Annotated in this window: 20 protein-coding genes; 14 read left to right on the forward strand and 6 right to left on the reverse strand. The window is 65.6% G+C overall.

The window, feature by feature from the left end; genetic code table 11:
- The first annotated feature begins 12 nt into the window (after nucleotides 1-12).
- The 6 genes from HW932_RS02750 (at nucleotide 13) to sdhA (ending at nucleotide 6565) form a co-directional block, all read left to right on the forward strand.
- Complete coding sequence (locus HW932_RS02750) at nucleotides 13-972, forward strand: UDP-glucuronic acid decarboxylase family protein (protein ID WP_176974973.1); 960 nt, start codon at nucleotides 13-15, stop codon at nucleotides 970-972.
- Entirely contained in the window at nucleotides 969-1940 is a 972-nt protein-coding gene (gene galE, locus HW932_RS02755) for a UDP-glucose 4-epimerase GalE (RefSeq protein WP_176974974.1), read from the forward strand. The genes HW932_RS02750 and galE overlap by 4 nt, the downstream gene beginning before the upstream one ends.
- Nucleotides 1937-3988 carry an HAD family hydrolase gene (locus HW932_RS02760; protein WP_176974975.1) on the forward strand — a complete coding sequence of 684 codons (2052 nt, stop codon included), beginning with the start codon at nucleotides 1937-1939 and terminating at the stop codon, nucleotides 3986-3988. Before galE ends, HW932_RS02760 begins: the two co-directional genes overlap by 4 nt.
- A gap of 70 nt (nucleotides 3989-4058) precedes the next feature.
- Entirely contained in the window at nucleotides 4059-4445 is a 387-nt protein-coding gene (gene sdhC, locus HW932_RS02765) for a succinate dehydrogenase, cytochrome b556 subunit (protein ID WP_012971160.1), read from the forward strand.
- Between the two features lie 4 nt (nucleotides 4446-4449).
- Nucleotides 4450-4794 carry a succinate dehydrogenase, hydrophobic membrane anchor protein gene (gene sdhD, locus HW932_RS02770; RefSeq protein ID WP_012971159.1) on the forward strand — a complete coding sequence of 115 codons (345 nt, stop codon included), beginning with the start codon at nucleotides 4450-4452 and terminating at the stop codon, nucleotides 4792-4794.
- A 7-nt stretch (nucleotides 4795-4801) separates the two neighbouring features.
- Nucleotides 4802-6565, forward strand: a complete 1764-nt coding sequence (sdhA, locus tag HW932_RS02775) for a succinate dehydrogenase flavoprotein subunit (protein WP_176974976.1) — start codon at nucleotides 4802-4804, stop codon at nucleotides 6563-6565.
- A 50-nt stretch (nucleotides 6566-6615) separates the two neighbouring features.
- Here the strand turns inward: sdhA and HW932_RS02780 are convergent, their stop codons facing one another.
- Complete coding sequence (locus tag HW932_RS02780) at nucleotides 6616-8997, reverse strand: tetratricopeptide repeat protein (protein ID WP_176974977.1); 2382 nt, start codon at nucleotides 8995-8997, stop codon at nucleotides 6616-6618.
- A 104-nt stretch (nucleotides 8998-9101) separates the two neighbouring features.
- On the reverse strand, nucleotides 9102-9521 hold the full coding sequence (locus HW932_RS02785; protein WP_176974978.1) for a bacteriohemerythrin: 420 nt from the start codon (nucleotides 9519-9521) through the stop codon (nucleotides 9102-9104).
- 209 nt (nucleotides 9522-9730) lie between these two features.
- On the opposite strand from HW932_RS02785, the gene HW932_RS02790 reads away from it, so the two are divergent.
- Entirely contained in the window at nucleotides 9731-10075 is a 345-nt protein-coding gene (locus tag HW932_RS02790) for a helix-turn-helix domain-containing protein (RefSeq protein ID WP_176974979.1), read from the forward strand.
- 5 nt (nucleotides 10076-10080) lie between these two features.
- Here the strand turns inward: HW932_RS02790 and hypF are convergent, their stop codons facing one another.
- Complete coding sequence (gene hypF, locus HW932_RS02795) at nucleotides 10081-12444, reverse strand: carbamoyltransferase HypF (RefSeq protein ID WP_176974980.1); 2364 nt, start codon at nucleotides 12442-12444, stop codon at nucleotides 10081-10083.
- A 158-nt stretch (nucleotides 12445-12602) separates the two neighbouring features.
- Between hypF and msrA the strand changes: the two genes are divergently transcribed.
- Genes msrA through HW932_RS02810 form a run of 3 tightly spaced genes read left to right on the forward strand, consistent with a single transcriptional unit; the run spans nucleotide 12603 to nucleotide 15496 of the window.
- A complete protein-coding gene (gene msrA / locus HW932_RS02800; protein WP_176974981.1) occupies nucleotides 12603-13157 on the forward strand; it encodes a peptide-methionine (S)-S-oxide reductase MsrA in 555 nt (184 codons plus the stop codon).
- 19 nt (nucleotides 13158-13176) lie between these two features.
- Nucleotides 13177-14295, forward strand: a complete 1119-nt coding sequence (locus HW932_RS02805) for a phosphoserine transaminase (RefSeq protein ID WP_176974982.1) — start codon at nucleotides 13177-13179, stop codon at nucleotides 14293-14295.
- A 7-nt stretch (nucleotides 14296-14302) separates the two neighbouring features.
- The gene (locus HW932_RS02810) at nucleotides 14303-15496 is read left to right on the forward strand and encodes an ATP-grasp domain-containing protein (RefSeq protein ID WP_176974983.1); all 1194 of its coding nucleotides are present in this window, start codon (nucleotides 14303-14305) and stop codon (nucleotides 15494-15496) included.
- Between the two features lie 556 nt (nucleotides 15497-16052).
- On the opposite strand, the gene HW932_RS02815 is transcribed toward HW932_RS02810, so the two are convergent.
- Both HW932_RS02815 and HW932_RS02820 read right to left on the reverse strand, forming a co-directional pair.
- Nucleotides 16053-17081, reverse strand: a complete 1029-nt coding sequence (locus HW932_RS02815) for a nucleotidyl transferase AbiEii/AbiGii toxin family protein (RefSeq protein ID WP_176974984.1) — start codon at nucleotides 17079-17081, stop codon at nucleotides 16053-16055.
- Nucleotides 17074-17685: a DUF6088 family protein gene (locus HW932_RS02820; RefSeq protein WP_176974985.1), complete on the reverse strand. Its 612-nt coding sequence runs from the start codon at nucleotides 17683-17685 to the stop codon at nucleotides 17074-17076. The genes HW932_RS02815 and HW932_RS02820 overlap by 8 nt, the downstream gene beginning before the upstream one ends.
- 701 nt (nucleotides 17686-18386) lie before the next feature.
- On the opposite strand from HW932_RS02820, the gene iscB reads away from it, so the two are divergent.
- Nucleotides 18387-19736 (forward strand): RNA-guided endonuclease IscB, encoded by a 1350-nt coding sequence (gene iscB, locus HW932_RS02825; protein WP_176974986.1) that lies wholly within the window; start codon nucleotides 18387-18389, stop codon nucleotides 19734-19736.
- Nucleotides 19737-19801: 65 nt separating this feature from the next.
- Nucleotides 19802-21481 carry an RNA-binding domain-containing protein gene (locus HW932_RS02830; protein WP_176974987.1) on the forward strand — a complete coding sequence of 560 codons (1680 nt, stop codon included), beginning with the start codon at nucleotides 19802-19804 and terminating at the stop codon, nucleotides 21479-21481.
- 211 nt (nucleotides 21482-21692) lie between these two features.
- Here the strand turns inward: HW932_RS02830 and HW932_RS02835 are convergent, their stop codons facing one another.
- A complete protein-coding gene (locus HW932_RS02835) occupies nucleotides 21693-22019 on the reverse strand; it encodes a hypothetical protein (RefSeq protein ID WP_176974988.1) in 327 nt (108 codons plus the stop codon).
- A 196-nt stretch (nucleotides 22020-22215) separates the two neighbouring features.
- On the opposite strand from HW932_RS02835, the gene mobH reads away from it, so the two are divergent.
- Both mobH and traD read left to right on the forward strand, forming a co-directional pair.
- On the forward strand, nucleotides 22216-24438 hold the full coding sequence (gene mobH / locus HW932_RS02840; protein WP_176974989.1) for a MobH family relaxase: 2223 nt from the start codon (nucleotides 22216-22218) through the stop codon (nucleotides 24436-24438).
- A complete protein-coding gene (traD, locus tag HW932_RS02845; RefSeq protein WP_176974990.1) occupies nucleotides 24428-26245 on the forward strand; it encodes a conjugative transfer system coupling protein TraD in 1818 nt (605 codons plus the stop codon). The genes mobH and traD overlap by 11 nt, the downstream gene beginning before the upstream one ends.
- Nucleotides 26246-26282: the final 37 nt, after the last annotated feature.

The following is a 26282-nucleotide window of genomic DNA, read 5'->3' on the forward strand; positions in this document are numbered from 1 at the left end:
AAGCGAACCCTCATGAAGACATTACACAAACGTGTCCTGGTCACCGGCGGGGCCGGGTTTCTCGGCAGCCGGCTGTGCGCGCGGCTGGTCGCCGAGGACTGCGAGGTCATCTGCGTCGACAACTTCTACACCGCGACCAAGGACAACGTCAGCCAGTTGCTCGGCCATCCGCACTTCGAGCTGATGCGCCACGACATCACCTTTCCGCTCTATGTCGAGGTCGACGAGATCTACAACCTCGCCTGTCCCGCCTCGCCGGTGCACTATCAGTTCGACCCGGTGCAGACCACCAAGACCAGCGTGCATGGCGCCATCAACATGCTGGGTCTGGCCAAGCGCACCAAGGCGCGTATCCTGCAAGCCTCGACCAGCGAGGTCTATGGCGATCCCGAGTGCCATCCGCAGTCCGAGACCTACTGGGGCCGGGTCAACCCCATCGGCCCGCGTGCCTGTTACGACGAAGGCAAGCGCTGCGCCGAGACCCTGTTCTTCGACTATCACCGTCAGCACCGGCTCGAGATCAAGGTCGCACGCATCTTCAACACCTATGGTCCGGGGATGCATCCGAACGACGGGCGGGTGGTGTCGAACTTCATCGTCCAGGCACTCAAGGGCGAGCCGATCACCCTCTATGGCGACGGCTCGCAGACGCGCTCGTTCTGTTTCGTCGACGACATGATCGAGGGGTTCGTGCGGCTCATGGCCAGCCCGGCCGAGATCACGGGGCCGATCAATCTGGGCAACCCGATCGAACTGAGCATGCGCCAACTGGCCGAGCGTATCCGCGAACTCACGGGGTCCAAGTCCGAACTGGTCTACCGTCCGCTGCCGCAGGACGACCCGACCCAGCGCCAGCCCGACATCACGCGCGCGCGTGAACTGCTCGGTTGGGAGCCGCGCGTGCCGCTCGACGACGGACTCAAGCAGACCATCTTCTATTTCGAGGGTCTGCTGAGCCGGGGGCTGGCATGATCCCGGTCCTGGTCACGGGCGGTGCAGGCTACATCGGCAGCCACACCTGCAAGGCGCTGGCACGCGCGGGCTACCGGCCGATCACGCTCGACAATCTGGTCTATGGCCATGAGTGGGCGGTGCGCTGGGGGCCGCTGGAGATCGGCGACATCAGCGACCGCGCCTGTCTGGACGCGGTCATCGCGCGCCATCGGCCCGAGGCGGTGATCCATTTCGCCGCCTATGCCTATGTCGGCGAGTCGGTGCGCGATCCGGGGCGTTACTACCGCAACAATGTCGCCGGCACCCTGACGCTGCTCGAAGCCATGCGCGATCACGCCATCCCGCACATCGTCTTTTCGAGCACCTGCGCGACCTATGGCATCCCGGACCGGACCCCGATCACCGAGGATCATCCGCAACGTCCGATCAACCCTTATGGCGCCTCCAAGCTGATGGTCGAGCGGATGCTGGCCGACTTCGAGCACGCCCACGCACTGGGCTGGATCGCGCTGCGCTATTTCAATGCCGCCGGCGCCGATCCCGAGGGCGAGATCGGCGAGGATCACGATCCCGAGACCCATCTGATCCCGCTGGCGCTCCAGGCGGCCGCTGGGCGTGGTCCACAGCTCCAGGTCTTCGGCGACGACTATCCGACTCCGGACGGGAGCTGTATCCGCGACTATATCCATGTCAGCGATCTGGCCGAGGCCCATGTCCGGAGTCTCGCCCATCTGCGCGCGGGTGAAGCGAGCGGCGCCTTCAATCTCGGGACGGGGCAGGGGGCTTCGGTGCTGGAGGTCATCGCCGCCGTCGAGCGCGTCACTGGCCGCCCGGTTCCGCGTGAGATCGGCCCGCGTCGTCCGGGCGATCCGCCGGTGCTCTATGCCGATGCCGACAAGGCGCGGCGTCTGCTCGGTTGGGAGCCGCGCTATCGCGCGCTGGCCGAGACGATCGAACATGCCTGGAGCTGGCTGCAATCGCGATGATCCATTCGTTCGACATCTTCGACACACTCGTCACCCGCCGGGTCGGCACGCCGCGCGGGGTCTTCGTCCATCTGCAACGCCGGCTGCTGGCCGATCCGCAGGGACTGCCGTCTGAACTCTGCCGGCGCTTTGCACACGAGCGCGTGGCGGCTGAATACGCCGCTCGCCTCGAAGCGCGCGCGCGCGATCCCCAGGCCGCGCATCAGGTCGAGGAGATCGACTTCGCCGACATCCACGCCTGTCTCGGTCGGCGGCATGGACTCACGCAAGCCGACATCGAGCGTCTGATGGAGCTCGAACTGGCCGCTGAGGCCGAGTTCCTCTATGGCGTCCCCGAGATGCTGGCGCGGTTCCGCGCGTTGGCTGAGCGTGGCGAGCGGGTGGTGCTGATCTCGGACATGTATCTGCGCCGCTCGGATCTGAAGCGACTGCTCGACGGCATCGATCCGTTCCTGCTGGAGACCGCGCCGCTCTATCTTTCATCTGAGATCAAGCTCAACAAGGCTTCGGGTCGGCTGTTCGAGCATGTAGCCAAGGTGGAAGGCGTGGCGCTCGCCGAGATCCAACACATCGGCGACAACCCGATCAGCGACATCAGCCGTCCGCGCGAGAAGGGCTGTCAGGTGACGCTGTTCGAGGCCTGTCATTTGACGCCAGACGAAGCCTTCGGCGCCAACGAGGACGACTTCGGCTGGCAGGTCTCAGCGGGCGTCTTTCGCGAGAGCCGTCTGACGCTCGACTCCGACCGCGCGCGCTTGGGAGCCATCCACGCCGCGCCCCTGCTGCTGCCGTTCGTGCATTGGGTGATCGATCACGCGCGCACCCAGGGCCATGACCGGCTCTATTTCCTCGCCCGCGACGGACAGGTGCTGCTCGACATCGCCCGTCGGCTCGGGCTGGGGGATATGGAGACGCGCTATCTGCATGTCTCGCGTCTGGCCTGTCATCGCTGTGTCGATCAGGATTACGAGGCGCTGGTCGACTGGATCCTGGTCTCGCACCGCGAGATGTCGCTCATCGACATCGCCCATCGTCTGAGCGCCCGGCCCGAGGCGCTGATCGAACGGCTCCAGGCGGCCACGGGTCTCAATGGTTCACCCGAGACACCGCTCGATGCCCGCACCCGGCGGCGTCTGCGCACGCTGTTCGTCTCGGACCCCGAACTCAAGGCGCTCGTCCTCGAACAGGCCGCGCTGGAGCGCGCCCGACTGCTGGACTATCTGGATCAGGAAGGACTGACCGCAAGCGATGCGGTCTGTCTGGTCGATGTCGGCTGGAGCGGTACCATCCAGGATTCGCTGCACGCCATCCTGAACGGCGATGAGCCTAACCGGGTCAGCCTGCACGGCCTCTACTGGGGCCTGATGGGTCAGGCACGCGCCGGCGCCGCGACCAACCGCAAGACGGCCTTCGCCTTCCAGCCCGGCCAGTTCTGGCGCGATCCGACCGCCCTGCGCGAGATCGTCGAATGCTTCACGGCGGCCGATCACGGCAGCACCCTGGGCTACGAAGCGCGCGACGGCGTCCATCACCCCATCCTCAACGCCGAGGGCGCTGAGATCCGCGACTGGGGACTGAGCGCGTTTCGCGCCGGCATCCACGCCTTCAGCGACCGTCTCAGCCGATGGCTCACGCCGGCCGAGATCATGGCCCTCATGCCTCATTACTTCAGCCGTCTGGAATTCCTGGTCGAGCGCCCGAGCGTACTGCTCGCACGCGAGATCGGCGACTTCCCCTATTCGCCCGACCCGACCGGACGCCTGCTGCCCTTCGCCCCGGCCCTGAGCCTCGGCGAGGCACTGGCCTATCATATGAGTCCGGGCGCCCGGCGCGGCGCCATCACCCGCTGGCGCCAGGGCAGTCTGGTCAACAGCGCGCCCCCGGTGCGTCTCCTGATGTCGTCCAAGGCCAACCGCCTCTCCGGCCTGCTGCGCGCCGTCCATCCGCGCATGCTGGTACGCTTCCTGCCCTATCCGGCGCTGATGTGGCTCAAGCAGCGACTGCCGACGCCGATGCTCCGCGCCGCGCGTGCCATGCTGCGGATGTGATAGCAGTTGCCGGACCGGGTGACAAATCGATATTCTGTTGCGCCGCACAAAAGACTGGATCCCTTCCAAGATGACTACTCCCAGACCCGTATTTCTCGACCTGTTGCGGATCAAGCTGCCGCTGTCAGGTATCGTCTCCATTCTCCATCGCGTCAGCGGTGTACTGATGGTGCTCACGATCCCGATCGTCGCCATCCTGTTCCATCAGGCCCTGTCCAGCCCCGAAGGCTTCGCGGCGACCGCCGCCGTTCTGGATACCTGGTTGATCAAGCTGGTTCTGCTCGGACTGCTCTGGGCGCTGTTCCATCATCTGGTCGCCGGGATCCGTCATCTCTTCCTGGACTACGGCGTCGGCCTCGATCGCGCGATGGCGCGCGAAACCGCCCGCCTCACGCTCTATGCCGCCCCCGTGCTGCTGGTGCTGTCCATCATCCTGTCGTTTCTGCTGGGAGACTGAACGCATGAGTCGTCAAGCATCCGGACTCATGGCCTGGCTGTTGCAGCGCACCACGGCCATCTATCTGTCCTTTCTCGCGGGCTACCTGCTGCTCAAATTCATTTTCGACGCCCCCGCCGACCACGCCGAACTGGTGGCCTGGGTGGCGCATCCGCTGGTCGCCATGGCGCTGATGCTCGGCGTGCCGCTGGTGCTCGCCCATGCCTGGGTCGGCATCCGCGACGTGCTGATCGATTATGTGCGTCTCACCAATCTGCGCGTGGGTCTCATGACCTGGTTCGTATTCATCATCGTCGCCTCCGGACTCTGGTTCGTGAAGGCGATCATCACTGCCGGCATCGGGGGTTGAGTTCCGTATGAGTCTTCCAACACGTCATTTCGACGCCCTCATCATCGGTGCCGGCGGCGCGGGCCTGAATGCGGCGCTGCAACTGGCCGGCGCGGATCTGCGCGTGGCCGTCGTCTCCAAGGTGTTTCCGACCCGCTCGCACACCGTGGCCGCACAGGGCGGCGTGAACGCGGCGCTCGCCAACGTGCTGCCCGACTCCTGGCACTGGCACATGTTCGACACCGTCAAGGGTTCGGACTATCTGGGCGACCAGGACGCCATCGAGTTCATGTGCCGCGAGGCCATTCCGACCGTCTATGAGCTGGAACACGCGGGCGTGCCCTTCTCGCGTCTGGACAACGGCAAGATCTATCAGCGTCCGTTCGGCGGCCAGAGCCAGAACTTCGGCGGCGATCAGGCCGCGCGCACCTGTGCGGCGGCCGACCGCACCGGACACGCCATCCTGCATACGCTCTATCAGCAGAACATCCGCGCCCGCACGCACTTCTTTGACGAGTTCTTCGCCATCGATCTGGTGCGCGACGCCGAGGGCATCATCTGCGGCGCTCTGGTGCTGGAGATCGAGACCGGCGAGCCGCTGCTGATCGAATCCAAGGCCACACTGCTGGCGACCGGGGGCTGTGGTCAGGTGTTCCGCACCACCTCCAACGCCCACATCAACACCGGCGACGGGTGCGCCATGGCCCTGCGCGCCGGCATCCCGCTGATGGACATGGAGTTCTTCCAGTTCCATCCGACCGGCATCGCCGGCAAGGGCATGCTCATCACCGAGGGCACGCGCGGCGAGGGCGGCTATCTCGTCAATAAACATGGCGAGCGTTTCATGGAACGCTATGCGCCGCGCGCCAAGGATCTGGCCAGCCGCGACGTCGTGTCGCGCGCCATCGTCACCGAGGTCAAGGAAGGACGCGGCTGCGGTGAGAACGGCGATTATGTGATGCTCAAGCTCGACCATCTCGGCGAGTCCGTCATCGCCAAGCGGCTGCCGGGCATCCGCGAGTCGAGCAAGATCTTCGCCGGCTGTGATCCGGTCGTCGAACCCATTCCGGTGTTCCCGACCGCGCACTATGCGATGGGCGGCATCCCGACCGATCGCTTCGGGCGTGTGGCCATGCCGGCGGGTACGGGTTCCGAGGAGGTCGTGGTCGGACTCTACGCGGCGGGCGAGTGCGCCTGTGCCTCGGTGCATGGCGCCAACCGGCTCGGCGGCAACTCGCTGCTGGACATCCTGGTGTTCGGGCGTCTGGCGGGCAAGGACATCATCGACTTCGTGCGCGAGAACCCCTACCAGCGCGCCGCCGACTCGGCGAGCCTGGATCAGGCCATGGCGCGTCTGACGCGCTGGGAGCAGAAGGGTGAGGGGGCCACGGTGCAGGAACTGCGCGCCGAGTTCCGCAAGTGCATGGAGGACCACGCCGGCGTCTTCCGCACCGAAGAGATCATGTCCGAAGGCGTCGAGCGTCTGCGCGAGCTGCGCGACCGGCTGCCCGAGGTGCGTCTGACCGACCACTCCAAAGTCTTCAACACCGCGCGCATCGAGGCGCTGGAGTTGGAGAACATGGTCGATGTGGGTCTGTCGATCGCGGTCTCAGCCCTGCATCGTCAGGAGAGCCGTGGCGCGCACTCACGCCCCGACTACCCCGAACGCGACGATCAGGTCTGGCTCAAGCACAGTCTCTATTATCAGGACGGCGACCGCATGGACTACAAGCCGGTGCGCACCAAGCCGCTGACCGTCGAATCCTTTCCCCCGAAGGAACGGGTGTACTGAAGCCCCTCTCCCCAACCCCTCTCCCGCAAGGGGAGAGGGGCTGAGCGGCCTCACAGGCGCTCGAAGGTTTCGCGCGCCTCCTCGATGCCAGGGAAGGTCTCCCCTGATTCCAGCGCTCGCGCGAGCGCCTGACGGGCCTCGTCGGTTCGGCCCAGGCCGGCCTTGATCAGACCCAGGTGATAGAGCATCTCGGCAGGCATCGGGTCGACCATGGCGGAGGCCCGCTCGATGGTCGCCAGGGCCGCATCCGCATCGCCCGAACGGAACTGCACCCAGCCGAGCGTATCGAGCAGCACCCATTGATCCGAACCCGCAAAGTCCTGGGTCAGTTCGCGTGCGCGCGCCAGGGCCTCTGGATCATCGCGCCGATGGTTCACCAGCAGCATAGCCAGATTGTTGATGACTGCCTCGGCCTGCGGGTTGGTCTTGAGGACTTCCTCATAGACCGAGATCGCCTCGTCCTCCTGTCCCGTCTCCTGGAGCAGCATCCCGAGCCTGAACAGCAGGAAGGGGTTGCGCTCGGTCGAATCCAGGCCGGTGCGCAGTGTCACGACGGCCCCGTCGCGATCGCCCGCCCGGAGCTGGAGATCGGCCAAACGCGCGTAGGCGCCCGGCACGGTCGGATAGAGCGCGATGAGCTGACGGAACTGCTCGCGTGCCTCGTCGAAGCGCCCAGAAGCCAGTTGGATCTCGCCGAGCAGATTGAGGCCGGCGGCATTGACAGGTTCGTTGTCGAGAAGCTGACGCACCCTGGCCTCGGCCCGATCGGACTGACCCAGCGTCATGTGGGCGCGCGCCAGCGCCAGTAGCGGCTCGACGGCATCGGCACGCTTTTCGAGCGCGGTCTCGAATTGCGTGACGGCCTCGGCGTCGCGCCCCTCACGCTGCAACAGCAGTCCGTTCAAGTAATATCCCAAGGGGTGCTCGGGATTGGACTCCAGGATGCGTTTGGCCGTCTTCTCCATCGCCGTCCAGTCCTGCTGACCGAGCTGGATGCGAGCGAGCGCGCTCTGGGCGAGCGCATTGTCGGGCGCCTTCTCCATGAGTCGTTCCAGGATGGTCGTGGCGCCCGGCAGGTCTCCGCTGTCGGCCTTGAGCTGGGCCAGTTCCAGATAGGCGATGGGGTCGTTCGGCGCGGCGGCGATCGCACGGTCGAGCGCGTCCTGGGCCAGTGCCGGCTCGTCGCGCCGCTCATGCGCCTTGGCCAGCATGATCAGGGCGCGCGTGTCGTTCGGGTCGCTCTGGAGCGCATCGCGCAGATCGGCGACCGCTCGCGCCGTGTCGTTCCGGTCCAGGGCGATGGCGGCGCGTAGCACCAGCGCCTCATGGTTGCGCATGTCCTTGGTCAAGACCTCGGCGAGCAGGGCTTCGGCCGCGTCCGTGCGTTGCGCGGACAGATTGAGTGCGGCCAGTCGGTTGCGCGCCTTGAGTCCATCAGGTCCGAGCTGGTCGCGCTCGATGATGTCCCGGTAGACCGCCTCGGCGGCGTCCGTCCGGCCCGAGGCACGCTGGACGTCGGCCAGCGCGAAACGCAGTTCCTGGTCGTCCGGGCGTGACTCGACATAGGTCTCCAGCAATTCGATGGCCGCTTCGGCGCCGCGCTCGCGCCCGGTCCATTCCACCAGCAGCAGCTTGGGCTGGAGTTCATCCGGCTTGTCGGCGACGCCCTGGCGCAGTACGGATTCGGCCGCAGCCTTGTCGCCGGTCTGATCCAGGAAGGCCGCCAGACGCGCGACATGGATGAGTTCGCCCGGCTCGATGGTCAGGATGCGTTCGAGTTGTTCGCGCGCGGCGGCCGTGTCGCTCTGATCCTGGTAGAGACTGGCCAGTGACAGACGCAGCCGGACGTCATCCGGATGGGCGGTGACGGCCTGCTGGAGCAGTCGGATGGATTCAGTCGGATTCTGGCGCGCGCGCTCGATCTCGGCGAGCAGCAACAGACCATTGCGATGATCGGGATCACGCGCCAGGGCGGCCTTGGCATCCGCCGTTGCACCCGCGAGATCGTCCTGGCGCGCGCGGATGGCGCCGCGCAGGGCCAAGGCCTCGGGATCGTCGGACGTGCGTTGCAGGACGGCCTCGGCGTCCTTCAGCGCGTCTTCGGTCTGATTGGCGTCGAACAGCAACTGTCCGCGCTTGAGCCGCGCCTGGACGAGCGTGCCGTCCAGTTCGATGGCCTTGGAATAGGCGCCGTAGGCGGCGGGCCATTCCTGGCGCGCCGCCTCGGTCTCGCCGAGCTGGAACCAGGCCATCGCATCCTTCGGATCGATCTTCAGGACGTTCTTGAACTCCAGGCGCGCGCGTGTCGGGTCGCCGGCGGCGAGTAGTTCCATTCCACGTTCGAGATACGCCTGCTTGCGGTCCTCGGCGCCACAGCCGAGCAGCAGCACCACGAGCAGCAACGACAGCAAGGGTTTGGATGATGAGCGCATGACGACGAGTCTCTCCCTTCGATGACAGTGAAAAAATCCGGCCGGACTGCGCTATGCTTGTCCACCAGACACACGCGAACCCGCTTCGTGTCGGAGTGGGAGCCTCAGACCGTCGCCCTGGAGTCCTCGGTCTTGACATGCAGCGCATACAGCATGTCCTCATCGGCGATATGATCGATGAGCCAGTCCTGGGTGATGTCGAGTGCACGGTCGGCCAGATCCTGACTGGGACCGAAGATCATGAGATCGTTCTCCAGTTCGTCGAGACGGCGGAAGAAGGCCGCGTGCTGGCGCAGGTGGTCCTTGAGTCCGGGGTAGTCGTGCTCGCGCATGAAGACCTCCTCGGTCTGGAAGTGACGGTTGGCGTAGTCGCGCATGAAGGCGATCGCCTCGACGACGGCGTTGCGGCCCTCGCGATCGAGGATGCCTTCGTACAGGCGGTGGGCGGCCTCGAAGAAGCCACGGTGTTGCTCGTCGATCTCGGTGATGCCGATCGAGTAGACGTCGGACCAGTCTCTTAACATGTGACACCCAGTCTGGATTGGAACGAAGGAGCGGGCGCGCATGGAGACGGCGCCCGACTCGGGCTGAGAATCGGCGCCGAGCGCCGCTGTTCGGCCCGATCATAGCCCAACGCGCACCGCGATTCGCGTCGGATTTGCTAAAGTCGTTTGCGACGACAACTCAATCACGCATCGATAATCAACTAGACAAACAGCGGGGTCATCGCACAGTGGAAGCAGAATTCGCCCAACTCTCAGCACGGATCGGACAACGTCTTCGCGCCGAGCGCATGCGGCGCGGGTGGTCGCTCAACGATCTCTCCAAGCGCACCCAGGACCAGTTCTCCAAGTCCAGGATCAGCAACTACGAGCAGGGGATTCGCCGCATGGGGCTGGAGGCGGCCTGTCAGTTGGCCGAGGCCTTCGGCGACGTGACGCCGGCCTGGCTGCTGATGCTCGACGACTGTGGTCCGCTCAGTCCCGAGGAACGCCAGCTCGTCGAAGCCTTCCGCGCCATGGACGACAAGGGGCGTCGTCAGGTGCTCGACACGATCGCGCCAGACGGCGAAGGCTGACCGGCTCAAGCGCCGGCCGCGTCGCCCGTCAGCGCGGCCGCGACACATCCCTGACCGAGTGCCAGTCCGCCGTCGTTGGCCGGTAGCCGGCGATGGACGAGTGGCGTCAGTCCTGCGTCGCGTAATCCACCGGCGACCGATTCCAGCAGCAGTCGGTTCTGAAACACGCCCCCCGAGAGTGCGATGGTCTCGACAGCGAGATCCCGCGCCAGCCGTGCGCCCATGTCGCTGATGGCGGCGGCGAAACCAAGGTGGAACCGCGCCGCGATGCAGGCCGGTGGCAGATCATGCTCCAGATCGGACAGGAGCGCGTCCCACAGCGGCGCCGGGTCCAGACGCCAGGGACGGTTCGAACAGTCGAGATCGAAGACATAGCCCGACTCGGTGCCGGATGTCCGTGCAAACGTCGATGCCAGAGCCTCCAGTTCGATCGCCGCCTGTCCTTCGTAACTCAGTGTCTCGCCACCCAGGCCGAGTGCCGCCGCCACGGCATCGAACAGCCGACCGGCCGAACTCGAGCGGGGCGCGTTCAGACCGCGCGCGATCAGGTTGCGTGCCAGACCGATCGGCTGGGCTTCCAGACGCCGTATCACCTCGAGATCGGGATGGCGTGCGCGCCAGTGCTCCCAGCCGCCGGCGTCCTCCAGCCGCGCCAGCAGATTGCGCCAGGGCTCGCGGATGGCCTGGACGCCGCCTGGCATGGCCGCCGGCGTCAGATGTCCGACCCGCTGAACGCTCCGATAGTCCCCCAGCAGGAACTCACCGCCCCACAGCGTCCCGTCCTCGCCCAGCCCCAGGCCGTCGAGCAGGATGCCGAGCACCGCGCCGCCGTCCAGCGGCCAGTCGTTGTCAGCCAGCACCGAGGCCAGATGGGCGTGATGGTGCTGGACCTCGATCAGCGTCAATCCCTCGCGTTCGGCCCAGGCGCGCCCGAGCTGCGTGGAGTGATAGTCGGGATGGCGGTCGACGGCCAGGATCTCGGGGCGATGCTGGAACAGCTCGCCATAGAGGGCGAGCGTGGCGCGATACTCTCGCGCGGTGCGCGCTTCCTCCAGATCGCCCAGATGTTGCGAGAGGATCGCCGAGCCGTCGCGGATCAGGCAAAAGCTGTTCTTGAGTTCACCGCCCAGGGCCAGGATCGGCGCTGTCGACGCGAATCCGGGCGGCAGTCGGATCGGCGCCGGCGCATAGCCGCGTGCGCGCCGCAGTGGGCGGGGGCGGCCGTCCATGAGGCGCCAGACCGAGTCGTCGACCCGATTGACGATGTCACGGTCGTGGAGCAGCAGGTGATCGGCCAGACCACTCAGACGGGCGAGGGCGTCGGCATTGTCGATGCACGGCGGCTCGTCGCTGAGATTGCCGCTGGTCATCACCAGCGGGCGGTCCCAATCGGCCAGTAGCAGATGATGCAGCGGACTGTAGGGCCGCATGAAGCCGAGCGTGGACTGACCGGGCGCGATGCCGGGGGCGAGATCGGAATCGCAGCGGCGTTCGAGCAGGAGGATCGGCGCCGCCGGACTCGCGAGCCATTCGGCCTCCAGCTCGGACAACCGCGCATGACGCCGGATCACGTCCGGATCACGGGCCATCAGCGCAAACGGTTTGGCGAAGCGTCGCTTGCGTTGGCGCAGTGTCTCGACCGCCGTGGCATGGGTGGCGTCACAGGCCAGATGGAAGCCGCCGATGCCCTTGATCGCGAGGATTCGCCCCTCGGTCAGCAGGCGACTGGCCGCCGCGATGGCGTCCGGCGCGTCCAGCTCCGCCGGTACGATCTCCCGCCCAGCCGCATCGACCAGCCACACCTGCGGCCCACAGTCCGGGCAGGCGTTGGGCTGGGCGTGGAAGCGCCGGTCGGCCGGGTTCGCGTATTCGGCCCGACAGCGCGCGCACATCGGAAAGGCGGCCATGCTGGTACGGGCGCGATCATAGGGAATGCCGCGCACGATGCTCAGGCGCGGCCCGCAATGGGTGCAGTTGGTGAAGGGATAGCGGTAGCGCCGATCGGTCGGATCGCGGATCTCGGCCAGACAGGCCGGACAGGTCGCGGCATCGGCGACGATGCCGGTGTGGACGGCGCCGGCGTCGCTGCCGAGGATGGCGAAGGTCGTGGTGTCGAGCCGGCTCTCCAGGCGGGTACGCTCGACGGCATCGATCCGTGCCAGCGGCGGGCACTCGGCGCGCAACCGGGCGCAGAAACTCTCGATGGCATCCGTATCGGTCGGGTCGGCCGGCTGGAGTCGGATCAGCACCCCCTCGCCATCGTTGCGCACGTCACCGAGCAGTCCCAGCTCATGGGCCAGACGCCACACGGTCGGGCGGAATCCGACCCCCTGCACCAGCCCCCGCACCCGGATGCGCTCGGCGCTCATGGGGCGTGTCCGTGCCGGGCAGGTGCTGGGCGTCCAGCCACACAGGGCGCGTCATTGCAAGTCTTGGCAGAACAGGCGGGCGACCCTACCTGGATGACTCCGGCCTGTACCAAGCGCGCGGGCGGTTCGAGTTTCATAGCCAACATGGGAGGTGAGTCATGGCGATACGCGAGGCGACATTCGGTGGTGGGTGTTTCTGGTGTCTGGAAGCCGTCTTTCAAGCGATCCAGGGCGTCGAGTCGGTGGTTTCGGGCTATGCCGGCGGGCAGATCCCGAATCCGACCTATCAACAGATCTGTACCGGCGCCACCGGGCACGCCGAGGTGGTCCGGATCGCCTTCGATGAGGCGGTGGTCGACTACGAGACCCTGCTGGACGTCTTCTTCGCCACCCATGATCCGACCACGCGCGACCGTCAGGGGGCGGACGTCGGGAGTCAGTATCGATCGGTCATCTTCCATCACGACGACGAGCAGCGTGCCCTGGCTGAGGCCGTGGTCGCGCGCCTGAATGCCGGACGGATCTGGCCGGACCCCATCGTCACCCAGATCGAACCCGTGCCGACATTCTATCCGGCCGAGGGGTATCATCAGAACTACTATCGCCGCTATCCGACTCAGGGCTACTGTCAGGCGGTCATCGCGCCGAAGCTCTCCAAACTGCGTCGGAGCTTCCGCAATCTGGTCGCCGACGCGGAACGGCTCTCGGCCTGACCCTTACCCAGGACAGCTCATGACGTTTGAAACCGCTTTCGATCGCAACGCGCTCAACTTCTCGGGGGGACCGGGCGCGTTGCCGGCGGTGGTGCTGGCCGAGACCCGGCAGGCGATCGAGGCCGTGCCCGAGGTCGGACTCTCGATCCTGGGCATCAGTCATCGCTCGGACTGGTTCGCCGGTCTCGTCGAGCAGACCGAGCGCGATCTCCGCGCGCTCCTGGATCTGCCCGACAGTCATGCTCTGCTCTTGCTCCAGGGCGGGGCGACGCTCCAGTTCTCGATGGTGCCCATGCTGTTGCTGCGCGGCTCGGGACGGGCGGCCGAGTATTTGCGGACCGGCTACTGGAGCGCCAAGTCCATTGCGCCCGCACGGCTGGAAGGGGAGGTGCGGGTGCTCTGGGATGGCGAGCGTCAGGGGTCGGGCTTTCGCCGACTGCCGACGGCGGACGAGCTGGCGTGCTCGCCCGAGGCGGCCTATCTGCACTATGTCTCCAATGAAACGGTCGAGGGGGTGCAGTTCCATCACATTCCCGGACTCGACGGGGTCAGGCGGGTCTGCGACATGTCGTCGGACTTTCTCTCGCGCCCCTTCGATCCCGAGCGCTTCGATCTGATCTATGCCCATGCACAGAAGAATCTGGGGCCGGCCGGGGTGACGCTGGTCGTCATCCGCCGCACGCTGCTCGATCGGGCGCCGCCCGGAATCCCCGAGATCCTCGACTATCGCGCCCATCTCCAGGCCCGTTCGATCTACAACACGCCGCCGGTCCTGGCCATCTATGTGGTCTCGCGTGTCCTGCGCTGGCTGCGTGAAGACATCGGCGGGCTGGAGCGGATGGACGCGCTCAATCGCCGCAAGGCCGAGTGTCTCTATGGGGTCATCGACCGTTATCCGGACGTCTACGAGGGCTGGGCGAATCCGACGGACCGCTCGCGGATGAACGTCGTCTTCCGGCTGCCGACGCCTGAGCGCGAGGCCGACTTCCTGCGCCGGGCCGAGTCGGCCGGATTCAGCGGACTCAAGGGGCATCGCTCGCTCGGCGGCATCCGTGCATCCATCTACAACGGGATGTCGCTCGAAGCCGTCGAGCGGCTGGCCGGGTTCATGGTGGACTTCGCGCGCCATGGAGGCTGAATCGGCCATGTCGACCTTTCTCGGTCTCGCCAAATGGTTGCGGCTCGCGCTGGCGGGCGAGGATCTGGCGCCCTTCGGTCAGTCGCTGTTGCAGCGCGCGGCGGACGATCCGAGCGACAGCGCGGCGCTGCTGGATGCATCCATCGTCCTGCAGTGTCTCGGCAATGCGGAGATGGGGTTGAGGCTCCAGCGCGAGGCGCTCGGGCAACAGCGGCAGTATCGGATTCGCGCGACGACCGGCCCGGCGCGGCTCAGGCTGCTGGCGCTCATGGCGCCGGGCGCGATCATGGCCAATGTGCCGGTCGAATGTCTGCTCGATGGGAGCGACATCGAACTCGATCTCTACTATGTGTCGACCGATGCGCCGGATCCGGCCGACCTCCCCGAGCATGATCTGCTCTTCGTCGCCATCGGGGAATCGGAGGCCAATCGGCCGCTGCTCGAAGCCTGGGCGTCGCATCTGCGCGACTGGCCGCGACCTGTGTTGAATGATCCGCGCCGTATTCTCGATGTGGCGCGCGATCGGGCCTGCCTGCGGCTCCAGGGCTGGTCGGGACTGGTGGCACCGCTCACGGCGCGTCTCGATCGCGACCGACTCCGGGTATTGGCGGGCGGGGAGGGGGGGGCGGGACTCGACTTCCCACTGCTGGTGCGCCCGCTCGATTCTCATGCCGGGCAGGGGTTGACCAAGGTCGATACTCCGGAGGCGCTGTTCGCTGCCCTCGACGGCCAGTCGAGTCAGGCGTTCTTCGTCTCGCCCTTCGTCGACTATCGCAGTCCCGATGGACGCTTTCGCAAATTCCGCGTCGTCCTGATCGATGGTCGGCCCTTTGCCGTCCACATGGGGATCTCGGATCACTGGATGATCCACTATCTCAACGCCGGCATGGACGAGAGCGCCGCCAAGCGTGCCGAGGAAGCCGCGTTCATGGCTGGCTTCGAGCGGGATTTCGCCCGACGTCATGACGAGGCTCTGGCCGCCATCCACGCGGCATTCGGCTTGGACTATCTGGGGATCGACTGTGCCGAGACCGCCGATGGGCGGCTATTGATCTTCGAGGTCGACCCGGCGATGGTGGTTCACGACATGGACCCGATCGATCTATATCCCTACAAACCGGCCGCGATGCACCGTATATTCGCCGCGTTTCGGGCGTTGCTGATCGAAGCTGCCGAGTGCCGGACGCCCGGTCTGCCGTAGGAGGCTTGAAAGGCATTGGAGCGCACTGGGATCGAAGACTCTCGCCGGCACGATCTAAGACATACCTGGGCGAGCCGGCGATGTTCAGGGCGGCACATCGCTATTGAATTCATGGAGCCGATGAGCGGATTCGAACCGCTGACCCACGCATTACGAATGCGCAATTCAGCCTCGATTCGCTTTATATTCAACAGGTTAGCCGCTCGCGCACTGTGCAAACCTGCCCTGATCTGCCCTGTTTATACCCGTGTCGGCGGTGTGCCGGCACATTATCCGGCACACTGCTGAAGGCGGTAATCAGTAGTCCTCCGGCAGCAGAATCGTCGTTGCCGAGCGGTCTCACTTGGTGATGACCCAGACCTTCAGGTCATCGTGAATCCGGTAGGCGCTCAGCAGCCGAGAGCCGTCCTTGAGGGCTTGGTAGTTGCTGGCAGTCCTCCTCGTCCAAATCGCCCCAGTCTCCCAAAGCATATCGGGCGAGAATCGTCGGGGTGATCGCCTCCAGGTCGCGCTGACGTAGATGTCTTTCTTTTCCTCCCCGCCTTGGTAGGCCGCTTCAGCGGCGACCAATGCTGTTGATTTCAGCTTCCAGCTGCCGCAGGCGTGCCACGATGGTCTCGAATGCCAGGGTGTCGCCGTAGAACATCTGTGCAGCCAGCATCGCTTGGTAATCCTGGCGTAAAGCGTCCAGCAGTGGCTGATCGGGAATCAGCCGCAGGCCACCCGCGATGCATCGGTCGTAGTGACTGAAACCGCTTCGGTAGAAAGTCTCCTTGATGCGCAGGACGTCGCGCAGCAAATCCGAATCACCTAAAGCTTGTTGCCCGACCTCGTGATCCGCGAGACGTGCGAGGTCGTACCAATGGCGAGATAGTCGCTCCGCACTGGGTCTCAGGTTCGAGCGATGGCACTCCACATGAATCAGCGTCGCCTTCTCCCAAAAGGTACGCGCGGCCGATAACACCGACACCTGCGCCATCGGCAAAGCCAGGTCAGGGACGTGTTCGGCAATATCGGGCGTGATAGCCAGCGTGCTTTGCGGCAAGGTCGAGTTGCGACCGCCGAATTCGATCAGGATGCTCGGCCGCACGTAGCTGTCGGTGTTTTCTACGGCGCTGGGGTAGAACACCCACAGTTTCTCGGCGTCATCACTGACCTCGATGCTGGGGGTCTGCGTGGGCAACGCCGAAGCGAGCGCTACTTGCAATGCCGGCGCCAGCTCGTCAATTACATGCCGAGTGAGCGCCGCTTTCAATGTGTCCGACAACTTGCTGCGCCGGCTGTTGCTGGTGATGGATTCCAGTTCAGGTGCATCGGCTACCAGGCTGCGGTAGTCGACCGTGACGTCGATGTCTTCCGAGAAGCGCTCAATCGCCTTGTAGACCTTGGACAGCGAGGTGCCGCCCTTGAAAGCCATGGGCTTGCGGCATGGAAGCTGAAACAGGATGTCGAGCACCTGGCACAGCCAAATGTCCTTTTCGAGGATCTCGGCCCGGCGTCCCATCACGGGCGCCAGGCTCTGGAGCACATCGGCTTGATCGCTGACGGGGAGGTCGAAGTAGTGCTCGCGGTGGATGTCAGCCATGCGCCACCGTGCCTTCCTCATACCGGCGAAGGGCTTCGACCATCCAGGCCGGCATCGAGGACTTGGCGCTACGCAAAGCCTCGAATTCGCTCGGCGGCAGTTTGGCGGCAATACGCTCGAACGTGGCCGGCGTGACTTGCCGACGACCGAGGTACCAGAGTGCGGACAAGGCCTGGCCCGCTGGACGACCGGCCAGTGCCAGCTTGCGCGCCGCGACGTGCTGCAGTCGTACCTTCAGCTTGCCCATCCGCACGGTGTGAGACGAGCCGGTGGTGTAGAAGACCGGCTGGGCCGGCGCCTGGGTGCTGAAACCAAAACGACGAGCGGCTTCGGCTCCGTGCATTTCGATGGAGGCTCCTTCGGTGGCCGCTACCGTCTGCGCCACCGTTTCTGGCGAGGGCATGGTTTTCAGACCAAAACGGCTGGTTTTGGGGACGGTGTAGAGACCACGGCCGAGGCGTTCGATGAGACCTTCCTTGGTCAGGCGCATCAGGGTCTGATCAATGGACGCACGCGACCCCAACCCTGCAAATAGGGCCGGGGTGAACGGTGCTCCAACAGGTTGAGCCGCGATGCGCTCGCGGATGGCTTGAGATGTGTTCATGGTGGCCTCTGTGTTAGATAATTTAATAAAAAATCTAACAGTTCACAAGGAAGGCCGCACTCGTGAGTCGTATTCCGGCCTGCGCGGCTACGGCCTGAGTGTGATTGGCCGTCACTACCGACCGCCGCTCGACCACATTCCCCGCCACATTGACTTGATCCGCCGCAGAGTCCAAGTCGCGTCTCACCAGACTCGCGTTATTCCATACGCATCGAACGCCCGTATCGCTTGACACCAGCGTTCGTTGGTCATTTTAGGTGACCAACCAGATTTAGGACGCGCTCCGGGGCGGCTGCAAAACGGGCGGTACCTAACCGATCATCAATGAGCCGGATACAAGAAGTGAAAATCTTTTAAGTGGCGGTTTGTAGTAGAGTTTCGAACTCTACTCACCCAAAAGCACAACAGGACACGGTCAACTACCCCCGCCTGAAGGCGGGGGCTTGTGAGGCCACTCGCAAGCCGGGTTGACCAGGGACAGCGGTGCAAGTCCGCTCCGTTTGCAACAGGTCGTCAAGACCCACTCCGGGATGCTTCCTCAGTCCCGGACCCTGGAAGGTCGGGATCAGGCAGGCGAAAGGTAAAGCGCCGAAGGTTCCGATCGCCGCCGCGAGGCGGGAGCCGGTTGCAGACATTCCCGAGGGGAGCGAGCCGTAAGGCTCCGTCACTAGGCCCGTAAGGGCAATTTTGGGAACAGATCGATGGCTGTATTCGTACTCGACAAACAGAAGACGCCACTGATGCCGTGCACGGAGAAACGCGCGCGGCTGTTACTGGAGCGCGGACGCGCGGTGGTGGTGCGTCTGGCCCCCTTTACTATTCGCCTGAAGGACCGGATCGGCGGCGCGGTTCAACCACTGCGCCTGAAGCTCGATCCGGGGAGCCGGACCACCGGGCTGGCCTTGGTGCGCGAATCCGAAACCTGTGATCCTGAAACGGGCGCGGTCGAGCGCCTGGAGCATGGGCTGTGGTTCGGGGAACTGGCGCATCGCGGTCAGGCGATCCGGGAGGCGTTGGAGCAACGGCGTCACTACCGCCGGGCGCGCCGCGCTCGCAAGACCCGCCACCGGGCAGCGCGCTTCCTGAATCGCACCCGTCGCGCGGGCTGTTTGCCGCCGTCGTTACAGCATCGGCTCGACACCACCGTCAACTGGGTGGAGCGGCTGCGCCGGCTCGCCCCGATCAGCGCCCTCAGTCAGGAGCTGGTGCGCTTCGATACCCAGGCGCTCCAGAACCCGGAGATCAGCGGGGTCGAATACCAACAGGGCGAACTGGCCGGTTACGAGGTCCGTGTATATCTGCTGGAGAAGTGGAACCGGACCTGTGCCTATTGTGGCGCGACGCACGTCCCACTGGAGATCGAGCATATCCAACCCAAGAGCCGAGGTGGCTCCGATCGCGTCTCGAATCTGACGCTCGCCTGCCGGCCCTGTAATCAGCGCAAGGGGAGCCGATCCATCGAGGACTTTTTGAAGCGCCAACCGGCGCGGCTGCACAAGATCCAGGCGCAGGCCAAAGCCCCGCTCCAGGACGCCGCCGCCGTCAATGCGACGCGCTGGGCACTGTTCGCCGCCCTGAAGGCCACGGGGTTTGCCGTCGAGACCGGCTCGGGCGGACGGACCAAGTTCAATCGCACGCGCCTGGACATCCCCAAAACCCATGCCCTCGATGCCGCCTGTGTCGGCGCTGTCGATCAGGTCCGGGGCTGGAATCGTCCGGTGTTGGCGATCAAAGCCACCGGGCGCGGCGCTTACAGCCGCACGCGCACGTTCAACAACGGCTTTCCGCGTGGCTATCTCATGCGCCCCAAGCGCGTCCATGGCTTCCAGACCGGTGATTGGGTGCGCGCTGAGGTGCCCAAGGGCAAGAAGGCCGGCGTGCATGTCGGGCGCGTGGCCATCCGGCGCACGGGGTCGTTCAACGTCCAGACGCCCGGCGGCACGGTCGCAGGCATTTCACATCGCTATTGCCGTCTGCTGCAACGCGCCGACGGCTATGGCTACACCGTTCAACCCAAACCTGTAACGGAGGACGCGAGGCGGGCCGCCTAACCGCGCTCCGCGCGGTGCGCTATCCCTCCCCGCCAGTCAAGGACGGGGTTTCTCGCGCAAGACTGATGAACACCCAGGAGCTGACAGCCCTGCTCGACCGCCTGCGGGCCGAGCCGCATGAGAGCGAATGGCTGGAGTTCAAGCACGACCGATTCGAGCCAAGGGCGCTGGGCGAGTATGTCTCCGCACTGGCGAATGCGGCCTGTCTGTTGGGACGCCCGCGCGCCTATCTGGTCTTCGGCATCGAGGACGGCACCCACGCCGTGCTCGGCACCCGCTTCGACCCAGGCGCCGAGACGGTCAAGGACAAAGACAGCAAGGGCAACCAGTTGCTGCCGCTGTGGCTGTCGCGGCATCTACAACCCAACACCGGCTACGAGATCCATCCCTTCGAGTACCAGGGCCGGCGGGTGGTGCTGTTCGAGATCCATCCCGCCTATGACCGACCGGTGGAGTTCGACGGCACGGCCTATATCCGTGACGGCTCCAGCAAAACGGAGCTGCGCAAGTATCCGCAGAAGGCGCGCCAGATCTGGAGCCGTCAGATCGATTGGAGCGCCGAGGTTTGCGAGCGGGCAACCCTGGATGATCTCGACCCGGCGGCCCTCGCCAAGGCGCGCCTGGAGTACAAGACCAAGTTTCCCGGCAAGGCCGCCGCGGTCGACACCTGGGACGACGCCACCTTTCTCAACAAGACCAAGCTGACCACGCGCGGCAGAGTGACTCAGGCCGCTCTGCTGCTGCTCGGGCGCGAGGAGTCCAGTACCTTGCTGGCCCCTGCCGTGGCGCGGATGAGCTGGATTCTCAAGAACGACCGCAACGAAGAGCAGGATTACGCCCACTTCGGTCCGCCCTTCCTGCTCAATGTCGATCAGGTACTGGCCCGCATCCGTAACCTCACGGTACGCGAACTGCCGGACGGCACCTTGTTCCCAGTCGAGATCTCGCAGTACGACCCCTGGGTGATCCGCGAAGCACTGCACAACTGCATCGCCCATCAGGACTACGGCCTACGCGGACGGATCAACATCGTCGAGACGCCGAACGGCCTGATCCTGCGCAACATGGGGAGCTTCCTGCCGGGATCGGTCGAGACGGTGATCCAGCAGGATGCACCGCTGGAGGTGTACCGCAACCCGCTACTGGCTGAGGTGATGGTCAACCTGAACATGATCGACACCCAAGGCGGCGGCATCAAGCGCATGTTTCTGAAGCAGCGCCGTCGCTTCTTCCCGCTGCCGGATTACGACCTCTCCGAACCCCAGCGGGTCAAGGTCGAGATCCAGGGGCGGATTCTCGACGAGCGCTACACCCGTCTCCTGATGGCGAACACCGATCTGGATCTCTTCACCATCATGTTGCTGGACAAGGTCCAGAAGCGCCGACCGATCACCCCGGAGGAGCATCGCCGGCTCAAAGGCGGCAAGCTGGTGGAGGGGCGCTACCCAAGTATCGTGGTCGCGGGCAAGGTTGCCGCCGCCGTCGGCGAGAAGGCACGCCATATCCGCGATCGGGGACTTGATAGTCAACATTATGAAGCTCTAGTGCTCGCCTTGATCCAGGAACATCAGCCCGTGACGCGGGAAGACATCGATCGCCTGTTGATGGACAAGCTCCCGGAGGTGCTCGACGACGAGCAAAAGCAAAACCGCATCCACTATCTGCTCGGAAAGCTGACGAAGAAAGGGCGAATCCGTAATGCGGGTAGCCGTAAGTTTTCACGCTGGGTTTTGATAACCGACTAGCGGTTTTGCAGTTAAAACCTGGTCGTCATCAATAAAAAAAGACTAATGCACTGAAAATATAAGATTTATTTTTTGTTGGCGCCGGTGTTTGACCGAGTCATTGGCGGACCGATCATCAATGAGCCGGCCACAAAGTGAGTCTCATGGCCAGTCAGCGCTGGAGCGTCAACGATCCAGGGGCAAGGGCTTGGGCAAGTCGTGCCGGCGAATGTCAGTCGCTCCCCGGCCTGTCAGCGAGCGGATGACCGGTGGACGGAACGGTGTCGGTTCGGCTGACGCTCGCGGCGACCTGTCGCCGGCAGTGCACGCGCCCATCCAGGGCGACTCCGCACGACTGACCATCGACCGCCAGGGCATGTTCCGGCTGTCCGCCGCGCCAAGCCGCTCCACCCAGCCATTCCGGCGAGCGATTGACCACATAGCTGGGAAAGGGGAGGCGGGGCGGGGAGCCGGTTGCCGGCGTGGGTGGCGGGGCCGAGGTGCACCCTGTCAGCAGGATGAGTGGTATGAATGGCCAGAGGGGCGCGTGCTTGAGCATGATCCAAACTCCCGGATGAACAGCACTCGATCATAGCGGGACGCCCGGCGCTCGACCGGCTGAAACGGTGAATCGGGCGCGGACGGTTTGACCGGTACAAAACGGTCCGCTACCGAATCACCGTTCCGGGTGGCCGGGCCGGATGGAACCATGCTGGGATAGCGGTTTGTCGTCGCTCCGGTATCTTTGCGCCCGCATGTCGAGCTTGATCGCCCGTTGTCAGGCGGCCTGGTCCGCCTTTCGCGCCCCGCCAGACAGTGTCTCGAACCGGGATGACGGCTGTGCGCCGGCCTCGGTCGGGCCGGAGCCTGAGATTCCACGCTATCCGCCCTTCCTCAAGGGACTGCCGGTGGCGCGCACGGCCCAGATCCTGGAGACCCAGCGTGAGCTGATCGCCGGCCTGCAGGATGCCCTGGCGTTCACCGATGCCGATTACCAGGCCCTGGTGTATCCACTGGTCGAGCGTTATGCCGCTTTCGTCCATCTGTTGCCCGCCTCGGAGACGCACCACCATCGTGGGGCGGGCGGGCTGTTTCGTCATGGACTCGAGGTCGCCTTCCAAGCCGCCCGCGCCAGTCGCGGACGCCTGTTTGCGCTCGATCGACGCCCGGAGGAGCGACGTCTCCTGGAACCGCGCTGGCATCTGGCCGCCTGCATCGTGGGGTTGCTGCACGACATCGGCAAACCGGTCGCCGATGTTCTGGTCGTCGACCGTACCGGCGCCCAACGCTGGCAGCCGGTGGACGAGACCCTGAGCGACTGGGCCGACGCGCACGGGATCGACCGCTATTTCCTGCGCTGGAACGCCCAGCGTGTCCATCACGGGCACGAAATCTTCACCACGTCGGTGCTGCATCAGGTGCTGACGCGACCGGTGCGCACCTGGCTGATGGACCCCGATCCGCTGGTCTGGCATACCCTGAGCCGCGTGCTCGCCGGCAGCGATACCCAGGCCTTGCTCTATCAGCTGATGCGCGAGGCCGACCAGGCCAGTGTCGCGCAGGATCTGCGCGAAAACCGGCTCGATCCCGAAGCCCTGTCGCTTGGAGTCCCGATCGAGCGTTATCTGGTCGACACCATGCGCGCCCTACTGCGCGAAGGCACCTGGGCGGTCAACACGCCCGGCGCGCGGGTCTGGATCTTTCCGCCCAACAGTGTGCACCTGGTCTGGCCGGCCTGTGCCGAGGCCATCGTCCAGCGGCTCACCGATGAGCGCATTCCAGGCATCCCGCATGATCCCGATACCCTCGCCGACATCCTGATCGAGCGCCATCTGGCCCGGCCGCGACCCGTGGCTGAAGGTGAGCCGGCGGCGCGCTACTGGCGACTGGCGCCGGCGATCCTGGCGCGCGAGCAACCGGTCGAGCTGTCCTTCCTGCGTCTGGCCACGCCGGAGCTGCTGTTTTCGGGGGTGGTGCCCTCGCCGACACCGCTCGTGCCGACGCCGGACACGGTGGCAGGCCAATCGACGCGCGAGCATGAAGCCCCGTCTGAGGTCCGGCCTGTCGTCGTCCCGGAAGCGGCACCGCCGCCATCAACGCAACAGACGGCACCGCCTGAATCGCCGGCTGAAACGCGACCGGTCGTCGCTCTCGAAGCCGCACCGACGCCACTGGCAGACCAGACGGCACCACCACTCGTGTCGGAGTCGACCACAGGCCACAAGAGCGCCGTTGACACCGGTGCGGCCGACCGCGAACCATCCGGCACCGCCGATCCGGACCCCCCAGCGGCCGGTACGCCGCAGGAGGCCGCCCGCGCTTGGCTGGCACGCCACGCACCTGCCGGAACCAGCCTGATGGCCATGGCCGAGGCGCTGACCGAGGGGCGTCTGACGCTCGATGCCCAGCCGACGCTGATCGACGGCAAGCTGTTTCTGCCCTATCCCCAGGCCCTCACCGGCCTGGCAGTATCTCCCGAGGAGGTGCTGAAGGATCTGGTCGCGCGCCACTGGATCGAGTGCGATCCGCTGCGACCGTTGCTCAAGCTGCGTGAACAGGGCGGGGTGACGGGACTCTGGTTGAACCGCGAGGTCTCCCGGCCGCTGCTGGCGCTGGGACTCGGTGTGCCTGTCACGCCAGTCGGTTGCCCGCCGGCAGCTGAGGCCGTGGCCGTCACGCCGAGTGCGGCGGTGACACCGACTGAGCCGACCGCGCCTGACCGCGCCCCCGTCACGCACACGACGACCGGCCGCGACGCCGCCGACTATGCCCGCCACGTCCGGCAGCGCCTGCTGGCCCGGGATCCCGCACTCGGCCCGATCGTCGAGCGTCCGGGCGCCCTGGCCATCGCCCTGCGCGGCCCGCTGCTGGAGGAGGCCCGGCGCGCGGGAATTTCCGAGATCGCGCTACGGCGCGCCCTGGAAAAACTTCCGGGCGCCCGGCCGGTGGAGCAGGGGATCTTCACGCTTGGCCTATAACCCGCCCTGGCGTCCGAACTTCGAACTGGCCGCACTGACGCTGTGGCTGATGGTCGGGCTGCTGGCCGCCGTGCTGCATCCGCTCTGGCCGCTCTATCAGCGTCCCTTTCAGGTGCTGGCGTGGCTGTCGATCCCACTGGCGCTGCGCTGGCTGCCGGCGGCCCTGCATCAGGGGCAGCGCCGCGCCCGGCTCATCGGACAGCCGCTGGCGTTTCTCACCCCCACGCAGCTGGCCGAGCAGTGCCGGCGTCGCCGCGAGGCGTTGTGGCTGGGCTGGGGCTTTGACTGGAACAGCGAGCATGCGCAGCTGGCGCTGGATCTGATCCGGGTCGGCCCGGAGCGGATCGTGCCCGCCCAATCCCAGCTCGGCGCGCACTGGCTGCATGGACTGGCCGCGCGCGAAGCGCCGGTCTGGTTGCCGGTCGAGCACAGCGCCGGTCATCTGCTGATCGTCGGAACCACCGGGGCCGGCAAGACCCGCCTGCTGGATCTGCTGGTCACGCAAGCGGTTCTGCGCGGTGAGGCCGTCGTCATCCTCGACCCCAAGGGGGATCGGGATCTCCAGCAATCGGCGCAACGTGCCTGTGCGCACCAGCCCGGCCGGTTCGTCAGTTTCCATCCGGCCTTTCCGGATCGCAGTCATCGGCTCGATCCGCTCTACAGCTTCAACCGGGCCACCGAGATCGCCAGCCGGATCGCGGCCATCATGCCCAGCGTCAGCGGCAACGATCCCTTCAAGAGTTTCTCGCAGATGGCGCTCTCGCACGTCATCGGCGGGGTGCTGGCCGCCGGCGAGCGGCCCAATCTGGTCAATCTCCGCCGCTATCTCGAAGGCGGGGTCGAGGCTCTAGTGGTGCGGGTGCTGATGCGCTTCTTCGACGCCCATGAACCGGGCTGGGAGGGAAAAGCGTCGCGCTACCTGGGCAAGACGCCGGACACTCAGGCCCGCGCACGCGCCCTCGTGCGCCTCTACCGCGAACAGATCCGGGCCAAACAACCCTCGACGGTGATCGATGGGCTGGTGTCGCTCTTCGAGCATGACAGGGTCCATTTCTCCAAAATGGTCGCGAGCCTGTTTCCCATCCTCAACATGCTCACCGCCGGTCCCCTGGGGCCGCTCCTGTCGCCCGACAGCGACGATCCCGCAGATCCGCGCCCCATTACCGCCATGGCGCGGATCGTCGAGCGCGCCCAGGTGGCCTATATCGGCCTCGACGCCCTGTCCGACGGCATGGTCGGCGCGGCGATCGGCTCGATCCTGATCGCCGATCTGGCCGCCGTGGCCGGGGATCGTTACAACTACAGCACCCAGCCGCCGCCGGTCAACGTCTTCATCGACGAGGCCTCGGAGGTGGTCAACGACCCCATGATCCAGCTGCTCAACAAGGGACGGGGCGCCGGGCTGAGACTCACCATCGCCACCCAGACCTTTGCCGACTTTGCCGCGCGTACCGGGAGCGAGGCCAAGGCGCGTCAGGTGCTGGCGAACCTCAATACGCTGATCGCGCTGCGTGTGCTCGATAGCGAAACCCAGGAGTATGTGACCAACAGCCTGCCGAAGGCGCGCCTCAAGACACTCACCCGAACCCAGGGCACCTCCACGCAGACCAGTCCCCTGACCCATGCCGGCAATGTCGGCGAGCAGCTGAAAGAGGAGGTGAGCGAGCTGTTCCAGCCGGCGCTGCTGGGCCTGTTGCCCAACCTGCACTACATCGCACGTCTGGCGGGAGGGCGGATCGTCAAGGGACGGCTGCCGATTCTCGGCACGCCCAAGGGCGCGCCGCCGGATGACGCGCGGCGGCCCTGAGTATGGCTGGATCGGCGGCTGACGGCGCGACCCGCCC

This window comes from Allochromatium humboldtianum (assembly GCF_013385175.1).
Taxonomy (GTDB): Bacteria; Pseudomonadota; Gammaproteobacteria; order Chromatiales; family Chromatiaceae; genus Thermochromatium; species Thermochromatium humboldtianum.